Origin of the sequence: Planktothrix tepida PCC 9214 (assembly GCF_900009145.1) — a bacterium.
GTDB classification, from domain to species: Bacteria; Cyanobacteriota; Cyanobacteriia; order Cyanobacteriales; family Microcoleaceae; genus Planktothrix; species Planktothrix tepida.
Genome location: NZ_LN889782.1, coordinates 914354 through 936657, shown reverse-complemented (window position 1 = coordinate 936657; position 22304 = coordinate 914354). Strand labels below are relative to the sequence as shown.

Annotated in this window: 22 protein-coding genes and 3 pseudogenes; 15 read left to right on the top strand and 10 right to left on the bottom strand. The window is 40.6% G+C overall.

All coding sequences use genetic code 11. The features are described 5' to 3' along the window. Positions 1–174 precede the first annotated feature (174 nt). Together PL9214_RS07045 and PL9214_RS07040 are read left to right on the top strand one after the other, a co-directional pair. Positions 175–966, top strand: a complete 792-nt coding sequence (locus PL9214_RS07045; protein ID WP_139294984.1) for a calcium-binding protein — start codon at positions 175–177, stop codon at positions 964–966. 492 nt (positions 967–1458) lie between these two features. Next, positions 1459–1722 carry a hypothetical protein gene (locus tag PL9214_RS07040; RefSeq protein WP_072718083.1) on the top strand — a complete coding sequence of 88 codons (264 nt, stop codon included), beginning with the start codon at positions 1459–1461 and terminating at the stop codon, positions 1720–1722. Positions 1723–1735: 13 nt separating this feature from the next. Here the strand turns inward: PL9214_RS07040 and PL9214_RS07035 are convergent, their stop codons facing one another. Next, on the bottom strand, positions 1736–2614 hold the full coding sequence (locus PL9214_RS07035; protein ID WP_072718082.1) for a LysM peptidoglycan-binding domain-containing M23 family metallopeptidase: 879 nt from the start codon (positions 2612–2614) through the stop codon (positions 1736–1738). A 250-nt stretch (positions 2615–2864) separates the two neighbouring features. Between PL9214_RS07035 and PL9214_RS07030 the strand changes: the two genes are divergently transcribed. After that, a complete protein-coding gene (locus PL9214_RS07030) occupies positions 2865–4085 on the top strand; it encodes an HhoA/HhoB/HtrA family serine endopeptidase (RefSeq protein ID WP_072718081.1) in 1221 nt (406 codons plus the stop codon). A gap of 13 nt (positions 4086–4098) precedes the next feature. Here PL9214_RS07030 and PL9214_RS07025 read toward each other — a convergent pair whose 3' ends face one another. Together PL9214_RS07025 and PL9214_RS07020 are read right to left on the bottom strand one after the other, a co-directional pair. After that, the gene (locus tag PL9214_RS07025) at positions 4099–4431 is read right to left on the bottom strand and encodes a DUF760 domain-containing protein (protein ID WP_072718080.1); all 333 of its coding nucleotides are present in this window, start codon (positions 4429–4431) and stop codon (positions 4099–4101) included. Positions 4432–4792: 361 nt separating this feature from the next. After that, entirely contained in the window at positions 4793–6067 is a 1275-nt protein-coding gene (locus PL9214_RS07020) for an ABC transporter substrate-binding protein (protein WP_072718079.1), read from the bottom strand. A gap of 206 nt (positions 6068–6273) precedes the next feature. On the opposite strand from PL9214_RS07020, the pseudogene PL9214_RS33220 reads away from it, so the two are divergent. The 3 genes and pseudogenes from PL9214_RS33220 to PL9214_RS07005 form a co-directional block, all read left to right on the top strand. Continuing rightward, positions 6274–6390 (top strand): annotated as a pseudogene (locus PL9214_RS33220) (IS701 family transposase); the annotation flags it as partial. 109 nt (positions 6391–6499) lie between these two features. Beyond that, positions 6500–6805: pseudogene (locus PL9214_RS07010) on the top strand (transposase); the annotation flags it as partial. Positions 6806–6860: 55 nt separating this feature from the next. Then, positions 6861–8195 (top strand): IS701 family transposase, encoded by a 1335-nt coding sequence (locus PL9214_RS07005; RefSeq protein ID WP_072718077.1) that lies wholly within the window; start codon positions 6861–6863, stop codon positions 8193–8195. Positions 8196–8497: 302 nt separating this feature from the next. On the opposite strand, the gene PL9214_RS07000 is transcribed toward PL9214_RS07005, so the two are convergent. Next, positions 8498–9154, bottom strand: coding sequence for a pentapeptide repeat-containing protein (locus PL9214_RS07000; protein ID WP_072718076.1), 657 nt, complete (start codon positions 9152–9154; stop codon positions 8498–8500). Positions 9155–9304: 150 nt separating this feature from the next. After that, entirely contained in the window at positions 9305–10369 is a 1065-nt protein-coding gene (murG, locus tag PL9214_RS06995) for an undecaprenyldiphospho-muramoylpentapeptide beta-N-acetylglucosaminyltransferase (RefSeq protein ID WP_072718075.1), read from the bottom strand. A 130-nt stretch (positions 10370–10499) separates the two neighbouring features. Here murG and PL9214_RS06990 point away from each other — a divergent pair, with 130 nt between their 5' ends. Beyond that, positions 10500–11342 (top strand): DUF8623 domain-containing protein, encoded by an 843-nt coding sequence (locus tag PL9214_RS06990; RefSeq protein ID WP_245824186.1) that lies wholly within the window; start codon positions 10500–10502, stop codon positions 11340–11342. 121 nt (positions 11343–11463) lie between these two features. Then, positions 11464–12441, top strand: a complete 978-nt coding sequence (locus PL9214_RS06985; protein ID WP_072718698.1) for an ABC transporter ATP-binding protein — start codon at positions 11464–11466, stop codon at positions 12439–12441. Between the two features lie 19 nt (positions 12442–12460). Here PL9214_RS06985 and PL9214_RS06980 read toward each other — a convergent pair whose 3' ends face one another. The 4 genes from PL9214_RS06980 to PL9214_RS06965 all read right to left on the bottom strand — a co-directional run bounded on the left by PL9214_RS06980 (position 12461) and on the right by PL9214_RS06965 (position 14761). Further along, positions 12461–12967 (bottom strand): DUF4112 domain-containing protein, encoded by a 507-nt coding sequence (locus PL9214_RS06980; RefSeq protein ID WP_072718074.1) that lies wholly within the window; start codon positions 12965–12967, stop codon positions 12461–12463. 123 nt (positions 12968–13090) lie between these two features. Continuing rightward, positions 13091–13825 (bottom strand): glutathione peroxidase, encoded by a 735-nt coding sequence (locus PL9214_RS06975; protein ID WP_072718073.1) that lies wholly within the window; start codon positions 13823–13825, stop codon positions 13091–13093. Further along, the gene (locus PL9214_RS06970; protein WP_439331531.1) at positions 13809–14474 is read right to left on the bottom strand and encodes an MBL fold metallo-hydrolase; all 666 of its coding nucleotides are present in this window, start codon (positions 14472–14474) and stop codon (positions 13809–13811) included. Before PL9214_RS06970 ends, PL9214_RS06975 begins: the two co-directional genes overlap by 17 nt. Next, positions 14426–14761: a ribbon-helix-helix domain-containing protein gene (locus tag PL9214_RS06965; protein ID WP_072718072.1), complete on the bottom strand. Its 336-nt coding sequence runs from the start codon at positions 14759–14761 to the stop codon at positions 14426–14428. Before PL9214_RS06965 ends, PL9214_RS06970 begins: the two co-directional genes overlap by 49 nt. Positions 14762–15207: 446 nt before the next feature. Between PL9214_RS06965 and PL9214_RS06960 the strand changes: the two genes are divergently transcribed. Next, on the top strand, positions 15208–15714 hold the full coding sequence (locus PL9214_RS06960; RefSeq protein ID WP_072718071.1) for an HNH endonuclease: 507 nt from the start codon (positions 15208–15210) through the stop codon (positions 15712–15714). Between the two features lie 67 nt (positions 15715–15781). Beyond that, positions 15782–16171 (top strand): alr0857 family protein, encoded by a 390-nt coding sequence (locus PL9214_RS06955; protein WP_072718070.1) that lies wholly within the window; start codon positions 15782–15784, stop codon positions 16169–16171. A gap of 70 nt (positions 16172–16241) precedes the next feature. On the opposite strand, the gene gloA2 is transcribed toward PL9214_RS06955, so the two are convergent. Continuing rightward, entirely contained in the window at positions 16242–16637 is a 396-nt protein-coding gene (gloA2, locus tag PL9214_RS06950) for an SMU1112c/YaeR family gloxylase I-like metalloprotein (protein ID WP_072718697.1), read from the bottom strand. A 283-nt stretch (positions 16638–16920) separates the two neighbouring features. Here gloA2 and PL9214_RS06940 point away from each other — a divergent pair, with 283 nt between their 5' ends. The 5 genes and pseudogenes from PL9214_RS06940 (at position 16921) to tnpA (ending at position 22292) form a co-directional block, all read left to right on the top strand. Further along, positions 16921–17532 carry a hypothetical protein gene (locus tag PL9214_RS06940; protein WP_072718068.1) on the top strand — a complete coding sequence of 204 codons (612 nt, stop codon included), beginning with the start codon at positions 16921–16923 and terminating at the stop codon, positions 17530–17532. Between the two features lie 803 nt (positions 17533–18335). Continuing rightward, positions 18336–20072: pseudogene (gene ltrA / locus PL9214_RS06935) on the top strand (group II intron reverse transcriptase/maturase). Between the two features lie 603 nt (positions 20073–20675). Beyond that, positions 20676–21026 (top strand): hypothetical protein, encoded by a 351-nt coding sequence (locus tag PL9214_RS06930; RefSeq protein ID WP_072718067.1) that lies wholly within the window; start codon positions 20676–20678, stop codon positions 21024–21026. Between the two features lie 109 nt (positions 21027–21135). After that, entirely contained in the window at positions 21136–21870 is a 735-nt protein-coding gene (locus PL9214_RS06925) for a pentapeptide repeat-containing protein (protein ID WP_072718066.1), read from the top strand. Continuing rightward, entirely contained in the window at positions 21867–22292 is a 426-nt protein-coding gene (gene tnpA, locus PL9214_RS06920) for an IS200/IS605 family transposase (protein ID WP_072718065.1), read from the top strand. The genes PL9214_RS06925 and tnpA overlap by 4 nt, the downstream gene beginning before the upstream one ends. Positions 22293–22304 lie beyond the last annotated feature (12 nt).

The following is a 22304-nucleotide window of genomic DNA, read 5'->3' as shown; positions in this document are numbered from 1 at the left end:
TTGTTAAAAATCATCCTGATTCTGTAAGCTAACAAGAGTCTACTATTCCAGAGGCAGAGGCCAGAAAACAAGATGAGATTTCAGGGATGTGTTTGTACTTCCTGAAATCTGGTAAATCGATATTAATAATGTTTTCTTCCTCTGTAACCCTTTTGTTGTTTACCCTGAAGTACAATGCTAAGTTTTGAGCCCGTGTCTAACCCAGTTGCTAGAGAAACAATAACCTCTAACCCCATCGTAACTGTATTTGATAGTGAAGTAGATACTCTCATTGGAGGTGCTGGTGCAGATTCGTTCTTTTTGCGTCGAAATGGAGATCAAATTTCCCCCTTAAGCCCTGCTACATCACTCATTGGTACGAGCAAAGATGATACTTTAGTTGGAACAATTAATCGTGATGTGATTGCAGGTCGAGATGGAAATGATATGATTTCCAGTTTCCTAGGAGATGATTTTATTGAAGGACAAAATGGAGATGATATTCTATTTTCAGGTCGAGGGAATGATTTAGTCATCGGAAATTCAGGAATTGATACCCTATTTGGTGATGTCGGAGTTGATACGGTTTATGGGGGGCCAGACCCAGATCTTGTGTTTGGGAATAATGATGAAGATACTCTGTTTGCAGATGGTGGAGACGATAGTATTTATGGAGGTCAAGGAAATGATAGTTTGATTGGGGGGACAGGAAACGATTTACTATTAGGCGATCGCGGTAATGATACGCTTTTAGGTATTTCTAGTGATAGTTTAGGATATACTTTAATTACTGATTTTAATGGAGATGAAGATAAATTACTCTTAGCAGGTGTTCCTGAATTATATACGATTGATAGTTCTCCTCGAAATGTACCGGAAGGGGTTGCTATTTTCAAACAGAATATAGATGGTTCAAAACAATTATTAGCCCTTGTTCAAGGAGATATTGCATCGACCTTTGATAGTAATCAATATGTCTTTATTTAATCCTTCCCTGAACTTAAAGCCACCCCCTCAATTCAAGAATAGGGGGGGGGTGGCTTTAAACTTTTGGCTGAAAAACATCTAAAAATTGACTGTTATAGTAGGGAACAGCTTAACGGGAAACCGGGAGGAAAAGACTTCATCCTCCTGGGTTTGTTGTCTGATTATCAGTCAAGCACTGTGTTTGGGCTGTTGCTATCAGATTGGTTGTAGGATTTAAAGTTAGTAGGTTAGGGTTCTAGGGACTTGAAGATTGATGTAAACAAATGTGAACTATTATAAAGCTATTCTTCGATTTTCTCAGTAATTTTTAAAGATTTTATAAAATTTTCGGGTAATCCTATTTATTTCTCCTTTAATTGATGATACGGCAACTACAATATTAAGTAATCCCAGATGGAAGAAACTAGGAGGAAAGCTCACAAAATCTTATAACCATTCTCATCCTTTTAACTTGTTATCGTAATTATAAATAGGAAACTATACTGTGAAAAAATGATACAATCAAGCCCTAATTTACTGAATAGAAATATAATTTCTTTCGTAAGTTCTATTGATGGTTTATTAGAAAATTGGGGTTATAAACGGATTGGTACTCCTTGGCAACAAGTAGAATATAATCCCCAATTTCATCAACCGGATGTTACCGATATTCAGCCGGGAGAAAGCGTTTATGTTCGTTTTGTGGGATATCGAGATGGCGATAGAATTTGCTGTCCGGCCAAAGTCAGTCGAACTTTACCCAAGGGATTCAGATAATTCAGGATCATGATCATCTCCCCCTAAAATAAGGATTGGGATCTTCTGAAATCCATCCTAAATCGGAGTTATAACGAATTTCAAAATGCAAATGGGATGGGTCACTATCCGGTTGTCCGGTGGTTCCCACTGTCCCTAATACATCCCCTAAATTAACGGGTTGACCGACTTTTACATTAATTGTATCCAGATGAGCATAACGGGTTTGTTTTCCCGACCCATGATTAACAACTACTAATTTTCCATAACCTTCCCGTTCGCCTGCAAAAGCAATTTTTCCTGCTCCAACAGATAACACCGGAGTTCCCACCGTTGCGGTTAAATCTAAACCACTGTGGAACACCACGCGACCCAAAACCGGGTTTAATTGCCAACCATAACCCATTTGTATGCTGGTCGGTTGGGGGAGAGGATAGCCCGATAGGACGGAGAAAGCAGGAACAGGGGGGCCTTTGGGCGACCAATTCACACCGGGAAGAAACAACGCTATGGGTTGAGTTTGACAACCATTGACTTCAAAAACCACATCAGGACGAGCATTATAAGCTTGAACGACTTCTTGCCAAGACCGACCTGGGGGAATTTCCACTTGAATGCCATTGTAAGGTGGAATCAGAATTTCTGCTCCCAGAGGCGCTGACCCCCGTTGTAAAATCGGATTCATCCCCAGTAACGTTGCGGGAATTAAATTATATTGGCGGGCGATACTGTCCACCGTTTCCCCAGCAGCCAGACGATGACGTTTTAAACGAGATAAGACCGGGGATGGACAAACTGCTTGAGCTTCTTGTTGAGCTTCTTGTGACTTCACCGAGGGTACAGGACTCGCGAATATCCCCATCAGATTTGCGATCAATCCCAACAATACTATTCCTAAGCGTTCAAACCTCATGATCATGGATTCATTAAACTTAACTTAAAATGAGCGGATCACCTTTGGCTCCCCCAGTGAGTGATCAGCACTCTGGTTTGGGCGAGTCGCTGTATCAACATCGTGGCGCACAGATCACAAACTGAAGGTTCAAGATGTGCTAATTAAAGTTAAAGAGTCGTTATTCAATACTCTTACTCTTAAGATTAGAGGACACAGAACCTGTTCCGCTAGACCCCCAACAGAATTGTATTTCCAGACGGCAACACAGATGGATTTATCTTTCAAACAGTTTACGGTATATCTGGCTTTACTCTCCCTCGGAGGAGGGGCAGGATGGTTAGGCAGTCGCTATGTCCAAACTAACAACCCCACCCAATTATCGGCGACCGTCGCCGTCGTCAAACCCTTACCAACTGTTGCTCCTCCAACGGTTTTAGAACAACAGGTCATTGACCGTAGTAGTCCGAATTTTATTGCCGAAGCCGCAGAAATTGTAGGCCCGACGGTGGTTCGCATTGATGCCACTCGCAAAACAGAACAAGATGTCCCGGATGCGTTTAAAAATCCTCTGTTTAAACGCTTCTTTGGCGCTCAAATCCCCACCCCAGAAGAACGAGTTCGTCGAGGTACCGGTTCAGGATTTATACTGCATTCCGATGGCCGAATTATTACCAATGCTCATGTTGTGGATGGGGCCGATAGCGTTCAAGTCACGTTAAATGATGGTCGCGTTTTTGAAGGGAAAGTTAAAGGGGTTGATCCCATAACGGATGTAGCGGCGGTCAAAATTGAGAGTAAGGAGTTACCCACAGCCCCCATTGGGTTCTCGGAGAATTTAGTTCCGGGACAGTGGGCCATCGCCATTGGCAATCCTTTAGGATTAGATAATACCGTTACCATTGGCATTATTAGCGCCACAGGTCGTTCGGCTACCCAGGTTGGCATTCCTGATAAACGAGTTCGCTTCATTCAAACCGATGCCGCCATTAACCCTGGAAATTCTGGGGGGCCCTTGTTAAACGATCAAGGTCATGTAATTGGGATTAATACAGCAATTCGAGCGAATGCTCAAGGGTTAGGATTTGCCATTCCCATTGAAACAGCGATTCGGATTGCCAGTCAACTGTTTACCAAGGGTAAAGCCGATCATCCTTATATAGGGGTGCAAATGGTGGAACTGAGTCCGACGGTCAAAGCGGAAATGGATCAACAACTGGAAGTGAGTCTCACCCAAGATACCGGGGTGATTGTGGTACGGGTGGTAGAAGAGTCTCCGGCGGCTCAAGGCGGAATTCTCAAGGGAGATATTTTGGTGAAAGTGGATGGCGTTGCGGTCAACACTCCGTCTCAAGTTCAAGAGCAAATTGAAACCAAAGCCGTCGGAGAGGAACTTCCGATTGAAATTAATCGCCAGGGTCAACAAAAAACCCTAATCCTTAAAACCGGGGTGTTCCCCGAATTTGCTTTAGCCGGGGAATTTAATAATTAGGGTGTGAACCGGATTACTTGGAGTCAATCGAATTCGTTCGAGAGAGGTTTTCTTCTAAGTGCATCCGTTGTTCCATCTGACGTAAAAAGTAACCCGTCATCATTGCTGATGCTAACAGACCTGCCAAGTTTTCCCGGTTGGTTGTAATCTGCACGTCGAAGTGATCGGAGGGTAATACCCCGACTAATCCTTGAACGTTTTTACTAATAATTTCTTTAATTTCTGAACTGGCAGACTGAGCAACCGTTGCCAAAACATCAGGATGCTGACTTTGCAGGTAGGTCAACAACGGGTTTTCGGCGGTCTCTTGAACATCAGATTTGAGAAAGTCAGGGTTAAAAACCATGATGTGCGTCTCTATGTCAGGCTTATGCTATCTTTGAGACTCCTGCGCTCACAAACACGGTGTCGCCAGAGAGTCTTGATTGACGGAAACTCGCTGTTTAGCAAAATTGCTAACAAGTCTTACAGTTCTCCACCAGCTTGAAGTTGTTTGACATTCTCCGCGCTCAAGGGACGGAGATTCTTTAGGATAGACCTAAAAGGGACAGTCAAAAGAGTTACCCTAGTCGGTCGCACTCACTGAGTTATCGTTATGAATTCCATCTTATCACACCCCATCAAAAGCGGTAGGCAAGGGGAATCGATTCTGAGTTGGACTGATCCTTATCAATGAATTGAGTGGCTAGTGGTTTGTTGATTTCCGGTCACTTTCCCCCAAAAATCACTTCTAATCGTTTCTGTGCTTCTTTTAATGCAGATTCAGCCGAAGATTGACCTAATAAAGTTGCCTCAATTGCGCTACCTAAAGTATCAGAAATTCGAGTATATCCGGCTATAATGGGACGAGAACCCGCTACGGACATTTGCTCTACAAATACTTTTAACCAAGATCTTGATTTGAGGTATTCTTGGTAGTCTTGACTTTGCACAGATTTGAGATTGACTGGTAAAAAATCCGTTCCCATTGCCCATTCGGTTTGAAATTCCTCACTTAAAACAAATTCTAAGAATTTTAAAGCGGCTTTTTCTCGTTCTGAGGTGGTTTTCATCACAAAAATATTGCCCGTTGCTGTAACCGTAGAGGGTTTAATATCAGTCGGTATGGGAAACACCTGATAATCAACGTTAGACTTGGTGATATAAGTCCAAGGCCCAGTAATTTGCATGGCTACTCGACCTGATATAAAATCCGCCTCTTCATAACCCCGTTCTGGCTGAGAAAGAGTCGCTGAACCTTCTTTGATCAAATCCTGCCAGAACTGTAAGGCATGAATAGCCCCTGGATTGATAAAATTGGGTTGATTATTCGTTAAGATTTCGCCTCCAGCACTTAATAAAAATGGGAACCAACTAAAGACCGTCCATTCTCCTTTTCCTAATGGCAATAACAGTCCATATTGTTCAGGTCTTCTATCTCCATTGCGGTCAATCGTCAGCTTTTTCGCCACTTGTCTGAATTCTTCCCAAGTTTTAGGAAGTTCTGTAATTCCTGCCAATTGAAACAACTTCGGTCGGTAAAAAATACCAAGATTAGCCGTGTATAAGGGACTTGACCAAATATGACCCTCTAAGCTCAATTGCTCAAATAAACCGGGAACAATATCAGATTTAAAGGGTAAATTTTCCACCCATTCATCTAAGGGTTGAATTGCCCCTAATTCCGCAAATTGACCGGTGGTTTGGGGGTCATATACTAACAAATCCGGTGGGGAATTCCCGACAACGGCTGTTAATATTTTTGGCAATTGAGGCTGACCAATAAAGATAGATTCTATCTGAATATCAGGATGGGTTTGATTAAATTTATTCACTAATCTTTCAAACACATCCCGGTTTGGAGGAGGATTGACGGATTGCCAAAGGCTTAAATGAATGACGTTATCCTGTTTTTGATGAATCCCCTGACAATTCGATAACAATATGAGAAATATACTAAGAACAATTCCTAGCCGTAATAACCTTCTAGAAAAGTATATCATTCACAAAGACCCCTATGCTGCGATCGCCCATATCATTCATTACCTCAGTTCATGTACTCTCGGTATTTACGAATCGTTACATCTTTTGGTTTTTTCTGACAAACTTAATAATTCTGTTGATTTGGAATATTTTTTCCCAAATATTGGAGATGTAACTCATCTATGATAGTCTAATCCATGATACCATATAGACTACTTTTGTGAATAACCAGTTACACATCACACCCGAAGTGATTTGGGAAAAAGTGCATTCAGAACTTCAGAGCCATCCCGAAGCTTGTCTGGTTTTTGATAATACGGTACTCGACAAGAGATTTTCCTCAGATGAAGTCATATCTGAATGTAAACTACGATGGAAAATTGAGGAATTTCACCGAGAGATTAAACAATTAACGGGACTTAAACAGAAATAAGGCTCTAAAGAGAGTATTAGGAGTAACTTACCACCGATTACACCACTTTTTAACCGAAGCACCTTGGTCAGCAATGGAACTGAATCAGCGTCGGCTGGAGGTGATGAATCAGTGTAAGCAAACCCAGGTTAGTCGGGGATTTACCCTAATTATTGATGATTCAGGACATCGAAAAAGTGGGAACTTTACTGAGGGAGTGGGACGGCAATACATCGGAGAAATTGGAAAAACAGATAATGGAATCGTCGCAGTAACAAGCCATCTATACGATGGCAAAAAAAGCTTACCATTAGATATAGAGTTATATCCCTCTTCTGTCAGTCTCCGAGGAGTAAAATTAGAAAATAAACCAGATGGGTAGCTAGAAGGGGGATAGGGTAATGGATGTAGAATTACAGATGATCAAACATTTAGCCCGAGATGCACAACCAACAGTTTCAGTGATTGATGAATATTGTCAAGGTTATAAAGACCTATTCCCAGAAGTGAGAAGTTACGAATGTTTTAAATACTTACATCTAGGAATTATCTCACCAATTCCGAGAAAATCTTTACCGGAAATTGCTAAAATAGTAGGAATTAGGTCGCCACAATCACTGCATCATTTCTTAGCCAATTCGCCTTGGTCAGCAAGGGAATTAAAGGAAAGAAGATTAGCCCGAACTCTAAAAGCATTGAAAGGAGAGAAGATTATAGTAATAATTGATGAGACAGGAGATAGGAGAAAGGGAAAAAAAACCGACTATATAGCTAGACAATACTTGGGAAGTGTGGGCAAAACAGATCGGGGAATAGTATCAGTTAATGCTTACGGTGTTTATAAAAATATAACCTTTCCTTTAGTGTTTAGAGTATTTAAACCCAAAGGAACATTAAAAGAAGGAGATGTCTACAAAACTAAGATTGAAATCGCATCAGAAATTCTAACAGAATTGGTTGATTGGGGATTTCAGATTGAATTGGTATTAGCAGATAGCCTTTATGGTGAAAGTAGTTCGTTTATCAGTACATTAGATCAATTTCAAATTCCTTGGGTACTAGCAATAAGAAGTAATCATGGAGTCTGGATGTCAAGCGAGCAGAAAGTTAGAGCCAACAAATGGTGTAAATTTGAGAGGATTTTTAGCAATCAAGAATCAGAAACCAGATATATTAGAGAAATCATATTTGGGAAAAGAAGTACAAGAACCTATTGGGAAATTACCACAGATCCAGAAACGATGCCAGAAACATCAACTTCGTTTGTCATGACAAATTTAACAGAGAAGAGAAGCCAGATGAAAAAGACATTAGGTAATTTATACGGGTTAAGAACATGGGTGGAATATGGATTTCGACAATGTAAACAAGAACTGGGTTGGACTGATTATCGGTTGACGGATTTTCCCGATATAGAAAAATGGTGGGAAATCATTTTCTGTGTGTATTTAATGATTAGTTTCAACTCCGAAGTTTTCCGGTCTTTAAGTCAAGGCAGTCCCCGAGAATCTGAGAGCAAAAAAAACACCACCGATTGCTCAACTCATCAACAATGGAATCACAAAGAGGGATGGAAAAATGTTTTAAATAATCTGCGTTTAATAATTCAGCCTACTATTATATTGTGGTTGATTGTCCCGTGGCTAGATATTTTTCCCGACCGCCATTTATTAGTGGGTTTTCATAAATTAATTGAGAATATTAATCAATTTCAATCTTATTTTCCCAATGGATAACTCTACTTTTTATTACTTGTTGATTTCGGAGAGTGACAGAAGAGGGATAGAGCCTTAGCTATCAAAAAAGGCGATGATTATTATTGGTTTTGGGTTGGAAATCATAACCAATATGACAATATTTTAAATTAATTTATTTTATAGTTCGTGATAAGGTGATAACAGGCAAGATGCCTGTTCCACATTGTGCTTAAATCTTGGTTTTTAGATGTAAAATATTGCATTACATTAGAGCCATCCCGAAATGAAAAACACCATCCCCAACTCAAGTTAAGGACGGTGAAGAAAAATCGATGTCATAATTACCGACGAATATTCATGAGATTTGCATTAATCATGGTGGTATTTTCTAAGGTAGCTCCGGCTAAATCTGAAGCCGTTAAATTAGCCCCTGTGAGATTAGCCCCTGTTAAATTAGCATCGCGTAAATTCACACCACTGATATCAAATCCATATAAACTGCCTTCTTGTAACTTCACTTCACCTAAAGTTGCAACGGATTGTTGAGCATTTCTTAGGTTAGCACCTGTTAAATCTGCACTCTCTAAATTTGCCCCAATTAAATTAGCATGACTTAAATTAGCATGGTTTAAACTGGCAATCACTAAACCTGCTAAACTCAAGTTAGAATGGCTCAAATTAGCACGTTCTAAATTAGCACCATGTAATTTAGCAGCAATCAGACTGGCACTTTCTAAATTCGCTTCAGTTAATCCTGCTCGATTAAAATTGACTTCGTTGAGATTAGCACCTTGTAAGTTAGCTCCATTTAAGTTGGCATCTCGGAGGTTAGCACCCTGAAGATTCACACCGACTAATTGAGCGCCACTGAGATCACATCCAGGGCAGTTTTTCGTTTCCAATAGCTGCTTGAGATGGGCGGGGTTCTCAGCTTGAGCGGGAACAGTTAAACCCAAGATCATCATCACTACTGTGGTGGTTACTGCTGCGAATTTCATACCCACACCCTCAGAAAACTCTATGTTCTGTACTATCTCTTATTATCGGGCATAGCGGTATGAGTAGAATCCCGGTTGGATGTGATATTGCAGTGATCCCTGTGTGACGGAAATCACTGAGAAAAACGGTATGTGTTGATACAGACCCACTTAAATTATTAAATTTCGGATTAAATCCCCTAATTGTTGGGCGCTATTGGTAACGGCGACGGTCGCTGTGGCTTTAGCCATTTGTTTTAACTGTTGGGGTGATTGCAGCAGATACAAAACTTTACTTGCCAGCAAGTCGGCGGTTAAATCCTTTTGTTGAAAGACGAAGGATGCACCCGCTTCAGCAAAAACATTGGCGTTATAAGTTTGATGATCTTCAGCCGCAAAGGGATAGGGAATTAAAATCGAAGGAGTGTGGGTAATGGCTAATTCGGTTAAGGTTCCTGAACCTGCCCGACTCACTGCTAAATTTGCCCGTTTTAAGAGGGCTGCCATATTATTGTAGAAGGGCATTTTAATATATTGAGGATGGTTTAACGCTTCAACATCCGGGTCATTGTCTCCGGTTAAATGTACCACCCAAGCCCCGGCTTCAAACCAACTAGGAGCCGCCTGTCGCACCCAGTTATTCACACTCACCGCACCTTGACTTCCTCCCACCACCACAATAACCGGAACATCATCCGGTAGGAAAAAAGACAAGGGTTCAGACGCTTGCATAAAAGCCGAACGCACGGGGGTTCCAACCACAACGGTCTTGGCATTGGCTAGGTAAGGAACAGCCGCCGCAAACCCCAAAGCAACGGTATTACACCAAGGGCCGAAATTCCGAGTCACCTTACCCGGTAAGGCGTTAGACTCATGTAAAATCACAGGTAGACCCAGGAAACGAGCCGCGATAATAGCAGGTGCTGCAATATATCCCCCTGTGGTAAATACCCCTCGGAACTGTCCTGTTTTGAGGAGAGAGGTGACTTGTACGAGGGAAAGGGCGAATTTTGCTAAAATTCTTAAGGTTCCGAAACCGAAGCGTTGTTGGAAGCCTTCAACGGAAATCGTATGCAGGGGATATTCGGGGGGAACTAATTCCCGTTCTAAGCGATCAGGCACACCCAGCCATTCTATCTCAAAATCTGACAGGTTTTCGGCAGTGGCGATCGCCGGAAATAAATGTCCCCCTGTACCACTAGCAGCAATCAGTAAGCGAATGGGTGTTTGACTCAAGTTTTCTCCCCTACTCTGTGTTCAATATTAGTGTTATGAATTTTTAAGTTACCATAAAATTTGTACAAAATCGTATTTACTTTCAGGTCTGAAGACACGCTTGTTTCCCCTCTCCCATCTTTATATTCTTATGACACTTTTCGCAATCGTTCAACGGCAATTTTTTCAGAATGGGTCTTGTGTACAGACACGGCCTATATTGACAACACCGTTATTTTCTGTGCTTCTAGGATTGGTAATTTGGGGAACGGGTACAGCAATTTCTCAGCCCGTTAATGCCGAAACCCCAGAAACAGCACCCGCTAACGTGACCAATCTTTTAACTCAAATTGATGATGCGTCTAATCGTCAGGATGTAGAAGCCGTGATGGGTTTTTATAGTTCTAATTTTACCAATTCCGATGGATTAAATCATCAAACGCTCAAACAAGTTCTCAAAGATTTTTGGAATAAATATTCTCGTCTGAATTATCGCACCCAATTGCAATCTTGGCAACAAAATGGGGAAGCTTTAACCACCACAACGGTAACAGAAATTACGGGAACCAGAACAATTAATAATCGAGAATTTGCCTTAACCTCAACAATTACTTCACAACAACAGATTGAAGGCGGGAAAATTGTACAACAGGAAATTCTAGCGGAGAAAAATAAATTAACATTAGGAAACCAACCTCCAACGGTAGTTTTTAATGTACCGAAGGAAGTCAAAATCGGTCAGGAATATACGGTGGATGCCATTGTTCAAGAACCCTTAAATGAGGAAATTCTGATTGGAACTGCTATCACAGAGCCCGTAACAGCAAAAGCTTATACTCAAGAGGAACTTTTACAGCTAGAATTTTTGCCTTCTGGAGGGATTTTCAAAGTCGGTCAAGCACCGAATACATCAGGAGATAATTGGGTTTCTGCCATTTTGATGCGTCAAGGAGGAGTAACATTAGTCACACAACGGTTACGAGTCGTTAAATAAATTTACCTGTGTAAAATTTGCTCTAAAAAACGCCAAAACTGAAGTCATTTTTAGAAACTGAGTAGAGATATTGTTAATTCTGTCTCTACTCTTCGGCAATTCTGATTTAATGTTAAACATTATGATTCCATTATTAGAGGTTAAAAATTTAGCCATTCAGTTTGTTACCCTGGATGGAATTGTTCAAGCAGTCAATGGAATTTCCTATCAGGTTTATCCCGGTGAAACCCTGGGAATTGTTGGGGAGTCGGGGTCAGGGAAAAGTATGAGTGTGTTATCAATTTTAAGGTTAATTCCATCACCCCCTGGAAAAATTACCCAAGGTGAAATCTGGTTTCAGGGGAAAAATTTACTGCAACTGAATGCTCAACAGTTACAAAAAATTCGGGGTCGTGATATTGCGATGATTTTTCAAGACCCCATGACTTCTTTAAACCCGGTTTTAACCATTGGAAAACAACTTACAGAAGCTCTACAACTTCATCTCAAATTCACTTCAGAACAAGCTCAAAATCGTGCCATTCAACTGTTGCAGCAGGTCGGAATTCCTAGTCCAGAACGACGGTTAAAAAACTATCCCCATGAATTTTCCGGGGGAATGCGTCAACGGGTTATGATTGCAATGGCATTAGGGTGTCAACCTCAATTATTAATTGCAGATGAACCGACAACGGCATTAGATGTAACGGTGCAAGCCCAGGTTGTAGAATTAGTTAAACAACTGCGAAATCAACAGGGAATGTCTGTGATTTGGATTACCCATGATTTAGCTTTATTAGCGGGATTAGCTGATCGAATTTTAGTTATGTATGCGGGGCAAATTGTTGAACAAGCAACGGTGCATCAACTCTATAAAACCCCACGTCATCCCTATACTATTGGGTTATTAAAAAGTTTACCGCGACTCGATCAAATTCGTCAAGAATCATTATCAACTATTGAAGGAACTCCCCCCAATTTAATTGATTATCCCCCAGGATGTCCTTTTGCTCCTCGATGTCAATTTGCCATTGAACATTGTTTTCAAGAAAATCCACCCTTAGAACAGATTGAACCTAATCATAAAGTCGCCTGTTGGGTACTTCCTCGTGCAACTTAAACCGCCATTTTAAAATTATTCAGGAATTAAAATAGGGTATTAATGCCTGCCAAATTAAGGTTAAAACAAAAATACCTAGGGCAGAAATTAATATAATTAATAATAATAATCCGCCTAATAGTAAAATAATAAACCACTGATCTGCTTTTTTTCCTGCTACTGGAGAATTAAGATGAGCTTCTAATATTTCCACATTTTTAACATTAGCTTTCCAAGCTACATCAAAAATATCTCCAAATACGGGAACAGTCCCCGTAATGGTTTCTAAAGCAATATTAGAGACCATTCGGGTTAAGGTTTCACGGGGTACACCTAATTTAAAAGCTTGAAATACAATATAAATAGAAAGAATTCCTCCTAATATATCTCCTCCTCCTGGAATTAATCCTAAAATCGGATCAATTCCAATCCCAATCGATGTACCCGGAACCCGAATCGCATTATCTAAAATATTACTTAATTGTCGCATTTTTCGGACAACAGCTATTTTTTCAAGATGAGAATTTTTAGGTTTTGTTGATGTCATAGGTTTAGAATTTAAGCATCTAGTAATCTAAAATTTTATGAGAAATACTACAGATAATCTCCCCTAAACTTTGTAAAAAAAGAGGGGAGATTTACTCATTAACAACCTTAACTTAAGGGTTGATCAAGATACTGCAAAATATTTCACTAAATCTTCTGAACCGCCGATTAATTTTCCATCAATAAAAACTTGAGGAACGTTGGTGGCTCCTGTTACGGCTTGCAAGGTTTTTGTTGTTATATTTTGCCCTAAAACAATCTCTTCAAAATCAATTCCTCGCTCTTTTAAGAAGGCTTTAGCACGAGTACAATAGGGACACCCTACTCTTGTGAATAGTGAGACTAAAGAAGGTTTAACGGCATCAGGATTAATATATTTGAGCATCGTTTCTGCATCAGAAACTTCAAAAGGATCACCAGGAACATCCGGTTCAATAAACATTTTTTCGATCACCCCATCTTTCACTAACATTGAATAACGCCATGACCGTTTCCCAAAGCCTAAATCGGCTTTATCAACTAACATTCCCATCTGTTCTGTAAATTCTCCATTCCCATCAGGAATCAGAGTGATATTTTCCGCTTGTTGATCTTTTGCCCATTCATTCATGACAAAAGCATCATTAACAGAAATACAAACAATTTCATCTATTCCATTCTGTTTAAATACCTTTGCTAAATCGTTATAACCAGGGACATGACTACTGGAACAGGTCGGGGTAAATGCGCCAGGTAGGGCAAATACAATTACATTTTTTCCTGAAAATAAATCATCTGTTTTAACATCAACCCATTGATTATCTTTGCGAGTTCTAAATGTTACGTTTGGAACTTGTTGACCTTCACGATTTTCTAGCATTTTGTGTTTCCATCCAGCTTATACAAATTTTGAGTTGTTGCTGCATCGTAGATGCATCAGCATGATAGCGCCGTCCATGACCCGGAAGCACCCACTCAAAGGAATAATTTAGTAATTTTTGCGTCGAATTGACTAAGCTTGTCCAGGAATACCAACAATAGTTTGGAAAGGCGTATAACTGTTGCAGAGGGTTTGACCAAGCTAAATGATCTCCGGTAAATAAAAATTTATTTTGATATAGTAAAACGGTGTGTCCTTTGGTATGACCTGGAACAGGAATGATCAGCAAATCATCGCTTAATTGAATGTTATCTGTTCCGATTAATTTGACTTCTACATCTTTTGTTCCTTCCTGAATCTCATCTTGATGTAAAATGCGATCGCATCCAAAATGATCATGAAATTTCTGATGATCAGCTACATCATCTTGATGGGTTAAATACATCCAACGTATTCCCCCTAATTCTTCTAATCGTTTGACTAAAGCCGGGGTAAATCGAGGAGAATCAACTAAAATATTACCCTGGGGATATTGAATAAAATAACTGGTTGCTGCAAAAGAGGCTTTAGCATGATATCCACAATGATAAACATTGTNAACTAACCATCTAAACTCTCCACACTCAGAGGAACCATATCGCCTTGAAATGTAAGTCCTAAAAACATTTCCTCTTTCGGTCGAATAATTTTTCCTGTTAAGACACAGCGTTCTTCTTGTTCTGCAATGGCGGAAATATGGGCACGGATATCTTCTCTGGTCAATGACGGGCGATAATCTCCTGATTTTTGTTGGACATAATTCCACAGTATGTCTCGAATCAGGGCTTGATAGCCTTTATTCTTAGCCAGTCCTTTTAATCTTTCTTTGAGTTCCCGTTCTAGGCGAATGCTTGTCACTTCCATATCAGTCGTTGAAGTCCGAGGAAGGGTATACATAATTTTTTCTCCATGAATAGGTAGACATCTCTGTAATATTAGTGTAGTATAAATAACGTAAGATTAAAACTATCTATATCGAGGTTCAGCTTTCAAGTGATCAACTTATCCACATTCAGGCTAAATTCCAATCGTTTCAAGGGTTCAGGCTCATCTGATGGAGCTACCTGGAATCATGAAACCGGAACCTCTATTGTTGAGGGCCAGTCTAGCAGTGGTTATAGTGATCCAATAGAACCCAATCCATCAAACATATCCGCTCAATTCCACTTTGACCCCTTAACGATTGCACCATTCTTTTTTCATCACCGAAGCGGGAGGTACAAATTGAGATGAACTGTACCCAAACCCAAACCCAAACCGAACTCGGTTGAACCCCCGCTTCCTCATCAGAAAAAGAGGCGGGGGTTTGTGTTTGTATCAATAAGTGTAAATGGAGTCAAGCCGTGACCAGCCCAACTGACGTATTAAGGCAATCTGTGGTCGTATTCTCCCCCAATTATTTGCCCATGAACCGAGTCAATATCAAACGGGCAATTGGTTTGTTAGTGACCGGAAAAGCTGAACCTCTGGATCTTAATTCCAATGACTCCGGTTGGTTTGTCCATTCTCCGAGTTTGGTACTTCACGTTCCAGCGCAAATTCGTTTAACGATAGCTGGTCAAGAACGAATTTGGAAGGTTCCCCCGGTAAACCGTCGGGAAATTCTGCGACGAGATCACCAATGCTGCCAATATTGCGGGAGTACAAAACGATTAACCATCGATCACGTCTTTCCCCGTTCTCGTGGGGGTACTCATACCTGGGATAACGTGGTCACGGCTTGTGAACGTTGCAATACCACTAAAGGCAATCGCACTCCTGAAGAAGCTCGAATGCCGTTACGCACGAAACCCAAAGCCCCCATCCACCCAGTTGTTGCTTTCGCCGAATATTTCTGGCAAGGGTTGTAGGGTATCGGTGAACAGCTAACCGTCCACCGTCAACAAACCCTTGGCTTTTAAAAGGGATTCAAAATCAATGCTGAAGTTAACTTATACGGAAACAGCGTTTCATATTGAGCATCTTAGTCAATCTCCAGAACAACTGGTGGCACTGCGGGTGAAGTTGGCCATGCGAATGGGTCAAACGATGGTTGTTGAACCGAGTTCTGCCTCGTTTCTGTTACCTGTCAATGTCTCCACCTTGTCGATGTTAGAGGCGGCTGTTCGTCAACAACGCTCAGAAGCAATTGCCTTATGTGTGGCGGATACAGAAACCATTGAAGTCAGTTTAACTGGAACTTGGATTACTGTTGATCCAGAGGGTGAAAGTGGAATTTTTCTCACGGTTTTAGGCGATCGCACCGAATCATTACTCTATCACCTCTGGCAACAAGCATCGGGCAATACTTCCGTGATTCGAGATTAATTTGAGGGGGGTTAACACAGTCATAATATTCAAGATTTGTCTTAACTCACCCTCCCCTACTCATTCCCGATTAACCTACATTTTTTTGATAAATTTCCAATGGCAAATTATCAGGATCTTTAAAAAATGTATATCGTTTTCCTGTTATTTCATCTCGGCGAATCGGTTCTACACAAATCCCCTTCCCTAATAAATCGGCAACGCTTTGGTCAATATTATCGACTTCAAAGGCTAAATGTCTTAAGCCACAGGCTTCCGGTTGATTCGGTCTTTGGGGAGGATTAGGAAATGAAAATAACTCAATCTGATCTTGAGTTCCGACTCGCAGATCTAATTTATAAGAATTTCGTTCTTTTCTAAAGGTTTCTTCAATAATTTCAAACCCTAAAAGATTGACATAAAAATTCTTTGATTTTTGATAATTAGAACAAATAATTGCAATGTGATGGATTTTATTGATTTTCATTATTTCTCCTTCTAAAACCTGAAATTGTAATGTCCCATTATTACTTTGTGTCAACGGTGTCAACTTCTGCTATTATATAGAATCTATTCTCAATAAGACTTTTGCTCACCGTGCTGTATCCCAGCCAACAATTTTGGCCTTCTTGTCCTCCTCTAACACCAGTTTTTCTAACTCAACACCTAGACTAAACACTAGATTTAGGGTATAATTGATGAGATATCCCAATAATAACGCTATATCTAGTATTTGGGAAAATGATCGTCCAGAATCTAGGTGTTTGCCCATGTCTCAAAATTTAATCAAGGCTGGAGTTATTGTGCCGAGTCAATGGCCCCTAGCCCGTGTCTGGTTAGAAGTTGCCACCTTACTCAGTATTGCGCCCCGACACATTGAGCGCCTAGAATTCTGGCCCCATCAAATTTGGGTAAAAATTCAACAGAAAAAAGCGGTTTTCGTCAGTTATCGTCGCTTACCCCTGTGGAAAGAAACGGGGTTAGATTCAATTCAAAATTGTAGCGAGCGATCCAGCTTAGAGCAATTAGGAGAAATGCTCAGTTTAGAAGTCAAGCACTATAAAAATCAGTATAGCCCTGTTGTTTTAGAAGAATGGCGTTCAGCTTGGGCGAAAAAATCTCAATACTTTAAACTCGAAGCTCAACGACAAGCCCAAGAAGAAGAACGACTCAAACCCATTCGTGAGCGTGAACAGGCTGGTCAACAATGGCACGAAGGCTGGAAAACAATTTTACATTATTGTAATAGCTTTGACTCCTTAGAACGATTAGCTCCTGAACTTCAACAACAAAGCCAAGAATTTGCCGATTTACCCGAAGGGGAAACAGCCATGCAACTGTGGCATCAACGGTGGCAAGAACTCACCCAAGCTACAGCCTAGTCCAGCGCTAATCGGAATATTCCCTTAAGCAAGTCACTGTTAATCCTGAGATTAACAGTTTGTTCCCATTGGTGCTATTAATTTGCAACAGCTTAAGATATAATAAAGTAGGTTGTGCGAGACGTTCCTGTCAGAGTCGAGGGTTAAAACCCAAAACGTAAACAGGGAGATAGGTACAAACAATTGGTACACAATAAATCCAATCGAGCCTGTCTTAACTTTGAAAATGTGGCCTTAAAGGAAGGTCAATCTCGGAGTCAATGGTACAAACTATCACCTACGGTAGCCAGAACCAAAGAGATACGGCAATTCCCACAGTGCTAGACTGATTATCAAAACACTGAAGCTGGGAATAACGGGAAATCGGACATAAATCAAATGTCTAAGTAGTTCTCTAGCCAATTGCCAATGAATAACGAAAGTGAACACTCGTCTTGAACTGTCGTTATTATTAAGTAGCGAAATGATTTGACACGCTGCGTTCAAAAGAACAAGGGGAAAAGTAGAGACTTGTATTCATCATCTACAAAAGGTAAGGTTTTAACCTGAACACTTACTAAGACTCCCAAAAGTACCCCGGCAGAAAGAGAGATTCTAAAGGCAATAACCCCATTTTCAAGGAACGTTAAAATCCCTCATATACTCCTACAGAGGTCGAATACTGTTAGGTAGCTACAAATCTAAAGCTTATGTTATGAGGGTGAGAGATGGAGTCAGAAGCTAATACCTAAATGTAATGTTTAGGATACGCTGATAGTCTCCGGTTTAGTTGTTAGGTAAGGTTGTGATTAGTATTTAAAACGGTGAAAACGAGTATAACCAAGACTACGGGTACATGGAATTCTATTAATTGGGCGAAAGTCCAACGGGTAGTATTTAAGATACAAAAACGAATTTACCAGGCATCATTATCGGGACAAAATGCAAAGGCTCGAAAGCTTCAGAAACTTCTAGTCAAGTCATATTATGCCAGACTTCTAGCAATTAGAAAGGTAACTCAGGATAATCAAGGCAAGAGAACAGCCGGGGTTGATGGAATCAAATCTATTACACCCAAACAACGGATAGAACTAGCCCAAAACCTGAGTAAATACCAAAAAGCCAAACCACTCCGAAGGAAATGGATACCCAAACCCAACGGGGAAAAACGCCCATTAGGTATACCAACTATAAACGATAGAGTCAGGCAAGCCTTGGTTAAATTGGCGTTAGAACCTCAATGGGAAGCCAGATTCGAGGGCGAAAGCTACGGGTTTAGACCCGGACGTTCAGCCCATGATGCTATGTCAAGAATCTTTCAAAGCATCAATAAAAAAGAATACTATATTCTCGATGCTGACATCTCAAAATGTTTTGACCAAATTAACCCTGAATACCTACTGTCAAAAATTGATTGTCCATCAGTAATAAAAGCCCAAATCAGGCAATGGTTGAAAGCTGGAGTGATGGATAACGGCATATTTGAAACAACGGTGACAGGCACACCGCAAGGAGGTGTCATCAGTCCTCTACTTGCTAACATTGCACTGGATGGAATGATTAGGCTAATTAATACCCTCTTTCCTAAGAAAACGAATACAGTACAAGCCCAAGTCATAAGATATGCCGATGATTTTGTTGTAATCAGTCCACAACTTAAAATCATTCAACAGTGCCAAACTGCCCTAGAAGAATGGTTAAAACCTATAGGTTTAGAGCTAAAACCCTCAAAAACCCGAATTTGTCATACACTAAGAGAAATCGAAGTAAATGGGGAAGTGGTTAAACCAGGATTTGATTTTCTAGGTTGGAACTTCCGACAATACCCGATGGGTAAACACCACGCGAGTAAAGTAGGAGGAGGAAACAAACTATTAGGGTTTAAACTCCTAATAAAACCTAGTGAAAAGGCAGTTAAAGCTCACGCGGACAAGGTAAAGGAAGTGATTAAAAAACACAAAACTGCACCCCAATACGCACTAATCAAACGCCTGAATCCAATAATCAAAGGATGGTGTAACTACCATTCCAAGGTTGTCTCTAAAAAGGTATTCTCCTTTTTAGACTACATAACATGGCAAAGATTAAGAGCATGGACAGTTAACAGATGCGGAAAGGCAAGTTACAAGAAATTGAGTAAATATTTCAAGAAAAACGGTAATAGAGCGTGGAATTTTGAAACCCAAGATGGTTTTAAACTATTAACCTATGCAGAAACATCTATTACCCGTCATGTAACTGTAAGACCCGAAGCATCGCCCTACGACGGAAACTGGACGTACTGGAGTACAAGAATGGGTACATCCTATGATGTCCCTAAAAGAGTAGCATTATTGCTCAAAAAGCAAAAAGGTAAATGCAATCTCTGTAACCAATATTTCACCCCAGAGGATGTTGTAGAAATCGGGACACAATTCATCCCACAACTTTAGGCGGGAAAGACGAATATAAGAACCTACAACTATTGCATCGCCATTGTCACGATATTAAAACGGCAACTGATGGGTCTTACAACTCAATCATAAACCGGATGTTCTGATGACAGAAGGCAACTAGACTAGGAGCCGTGTGCGATGAAAGTCGCAAGCACGGTTCTGAATGGGAGATAAAGGTTGCAAAGCCCTCATCGACCCCTAATTGAATTTCCAGAGTGCTGTATTAAACCCAAAAATCAGGGTAGTAATCGAACTCAAAAGTATCGCACAAGGATACAAAATCAGGGTTAGCGCTGAATCCATCATCGGCGCGATGAAGATAGATATACCCTGTATGGGGGATGACCTTTCAGACTCCCTTGTTAACTTGGGTTAGCAAAAATATATCGCTGACGATTACCTTAAACCCATCGTCAACGGCCATTGAAGACGTAGCAACGTTCAAAACGTCAAATTTTTTTGACTCTCTCCAAAAGTAGGGTAAGACATACCCGAATTCTAAGTCAAATATTCTCCGTAAATCTTGGGGAGATCATACCCTCTAGGTAGCTTTTGCTTACCTTTATTTGTCATGTTTTTGCATCATTAAATTTTGTAGAAACACTCAAAAATAAAGGGGTGCTTTTGCTGGGATTTTAATCAACCCAAAACCGCTTTACTTCAGTAAAGGGGAATATCAGACTATTTGCACAAGCAAACGACTGTAAAACATAAAAGGGGGTGACGTCCATGTTCAAGCAAAATCAAAATCAACTCAAAAAAGTGCAATTAGCTGAAGGAGTATTTGTCTATACTCCTCTTGATGATCTGTGCATTCCAGCTTTACGGTCTGGGTATGCGGGATACCCCGTTAACCCTCGATGGAATGCGATCAAGTTCCATGCTTGGAAAATCGGACGACAATGGCGCGAGGCACTAGGACGGGGCGAAATGATCATCCGGTCAACGGACTCGATGTTAGTCCCTATTCAGAAGACTGAGGAAAGTAGTGACTCCCCCTTACCTCGATCGTGGGGCGTTAAGCAAATATTAAAATTATCCGACCATTCGGCTCAAAAGGATGTTCTCGCTGTAAGTTGAGTTAGAATTTTAAGCAATCTCAAGAGTCAAAGCAGATATTTTCCTGTTTCCTGGCTCCTGAGCTTGCACCTAACCCTCAAACAGCAGACAAACCATGAAGAAACTCATAATGTCATTACTAGCAGCTTGTTTAGTGACTTTACTCTCGCTAACAAGCTTTTCTAGTAATGCTTGGGCTTATAACCAAAACCACCTTGACCGTCTCAAAAGCGGTGTTGAGCAATGGAATAATTGGAAATTTACTTATGAAGGCGCAAGTGAGGATATTGACTTAACAGGAGCCGACTTGAGTGGCTTAGACCTAACCGATGTTTTTTTGCGTTTCTCTGACCTGAGTGGAGCAAATTTAGCGGGTACTAACCTCCATGATGCCGATCTGATCAGTGTCAAGTTAAACAATGCTAATTTAACTGGATCCGACTTAACTGATACATCCCTTTCTGATACCGACTTTAGTGGTGCGAATCTAACAAATGCTAATCTGAGTGGATACCACTATACAAATGATTTCATTAATTTTCAAGGGGCAAACTTGAGTGATGCTAACTTAAATAGCGATGAGCTAATAGTCTGTAATATAAACACAGATCCCTACGCAGATCGCTACAGAGATCCCTACGCAGATCGTTACAGAGATCCCTACGCAGACCGCTATACAGACCCCGAAAATAGCTACAGATACCAGTTCAGATGTGAATCTTCTCGTTCACGAGAATCTAATTTAGTCGTCAATTTTTATCAAGCCACTTACAACGAGAATACTCAATTTCCGCCGGGTTTAGATCCTGAACGTGCTGTTGCCAAAAACAATCAACCGTTTGATCGATATGCACGCTATCGATGAAAAATGATTTTGTCAGCAAAGGTAGATCTGTTAGCGATCTCAAGGTTCACTTGGTTTTGACGACCAAATACAGGCGGAGGGTTTTTACCCTTGAAATGTTGAATCGGTTGCATGAAATTCTTGAAGAATTACTTCAAAAGTGGGATTGTAAATTAATTGAATTTAATGGTGAAGATGATCATGTTCACCTTCTTTTTCAATATCATCCAGATATTGCTTTGAGTAATTTAGTTAACAATCTTAAATCTGTGACATCCAGAAAACTCCGGCAAGAATTCTCTGATTATTTAAGCTCTTTTTATTGGAAAGATGTTTTTTGGAATGGTTCTTACTTTGTTGCAAGTTGCGGTGGAATAACTATTTCGACTCTAAGGCAGTATATCGAGAACCAAAATCAACCTGATTGTTCCGATAGTCCCTGACCGCAATTCATC

Excerpts from the sequence above, each read along its gene's own strand:
- PL9214_RS07045 (WP_139294984.1), top strand. The coding sequence starts at position 175 with ATGCTAAGTTTTGAGCCCGTGTCTAACCCAGTTGCTAGAGAAACAATA.
- PL9214_RS07025 (WP_072718080.1), bottom strand. The coding sequence starts at position 4,431 with ATGGTTTTTAACCCTGACTTTCTCAAATCTGATGTTCAAGAGACCGCC.
- PL9214_RS06930 (WP_072718067.1), top strand. The coding sequence starts at position 20,676 with ATGTTCAAGCAAAATCAAAATCAACTCAAAAAAGTGCAATTAGCTGAA.
- PL9214_RS06980 (WP_072718074.1), bottom strand. The coding sequence starts at position 12,967 with ATGACATCAACAAAACCTAAAAATTCTCATCTTGAAAAAATAGCTGTT.
- PL9214_RS07035 (WP_072718082.1), bottom strand. The coding sequence starts at position 2,614 with ATGAGGTTTGAACGCTTAGGAATAGTATTGTTGGGATTGATCGCAAAT.
- PL9214_RS06955 (WP_072718070.1), top strand. The coding sequence starts at position 15,782 with ATGCTGAAGTTAACTTATACGGAAACAGCGTTTCATATTGAGCATCTT.
- PL9214_RS07040 (WP_072718083.1), top strand. The coding sequence starts at position 1,459 with ATGATACAATCAAGCCCTAATTTACTGAATAGAAATATAATTTCTTTC.
- PL9214_RS07030 (WP_072718081.1), top strand. The coding sequence starts at position 2,865 with ATGGATTTATCTTTCAAACAGTTTACGGTATATCTGGCTTTACTCTCC.
- tnpA (WP_072718065.1), top strand. The coding sequence starts at position 21,867 with ATGAAAAATGATTTTGTCAGCAAAGGTAGATCTGTTAGCGATCTCAAG.
- PL9214_RS06975 (WP_072718073.1), bottom strand. The coding sequence starts at position 13,825 with ATGCTAGAAAATCGTGAAGGTCAACAAGTTCCAAACGTAACATTTAGA.
- gloA2 (WP_072718697.1), bottom strand. The coding sequence starts at position 16,637 with ATGAAAATCAATAAAATCCATCACATTGCAATTATTTGTTCTAATTAT.
- PL9214_RS07000 (WP_072718076.1), bottom strand. The coding sequence starts at position 9,154 with ATGAAATTCGCAGCAGTAACCACCACAGTAGTGATGATGATCTTGGGT.
- PL9214_RS07005 (WP_072718077.1), top strand. The coding sequence starts at position 6,861 with ATGGATGTAGAATTACAGATGATCAAACATTTAGCCCGAGATGCACAA.
- PL9214_RS07020 (WP_072718079.1), bottom strand. The coding sequence starts at position 6,067 with ATGATATACTTTTCTAGAAGGTTATTACGGCTAGGAATTGTTCTTAGT.
- PL9214_RS06965 (WP_072718072.1), bottom strand. The coding sequence starts at position 14,761 with ATGTATACCCTTCCTCGGACTTCAACGACTGATATGGAAGTGACAAGC.
- PL9214_RS06985 (WP_072718698.1), top strand. The coding sequence starts at position 11,464 with ATGATTCCATTATTAGAGGTTAAAAATTTAGCCATTCAGTTTGTTACC.
- PL9214_RS06925 (WP_072718066.1), top strand. The coding sequence starts at position 21,136 with ATGTCATTACTAGCAGCTTGTTTAGTGACTTTACTCTCGCTAACAAGC.
- PL9214_RS06940 (WP_072718068.1), top strand. The coding sequence starts at position 16,921 with ATGTCTCAAAATTTAATCAAGGCTGGAGTTATTGTGCCGAGTCAATGG.
- PL9214_RS06990 (WP_245824186.1), top strand. The coding sequence starts at position 10,500 with ATGACACTTTTCGCAATCGTTCAACGGCAATTTTTTCAGAATGGGTCT.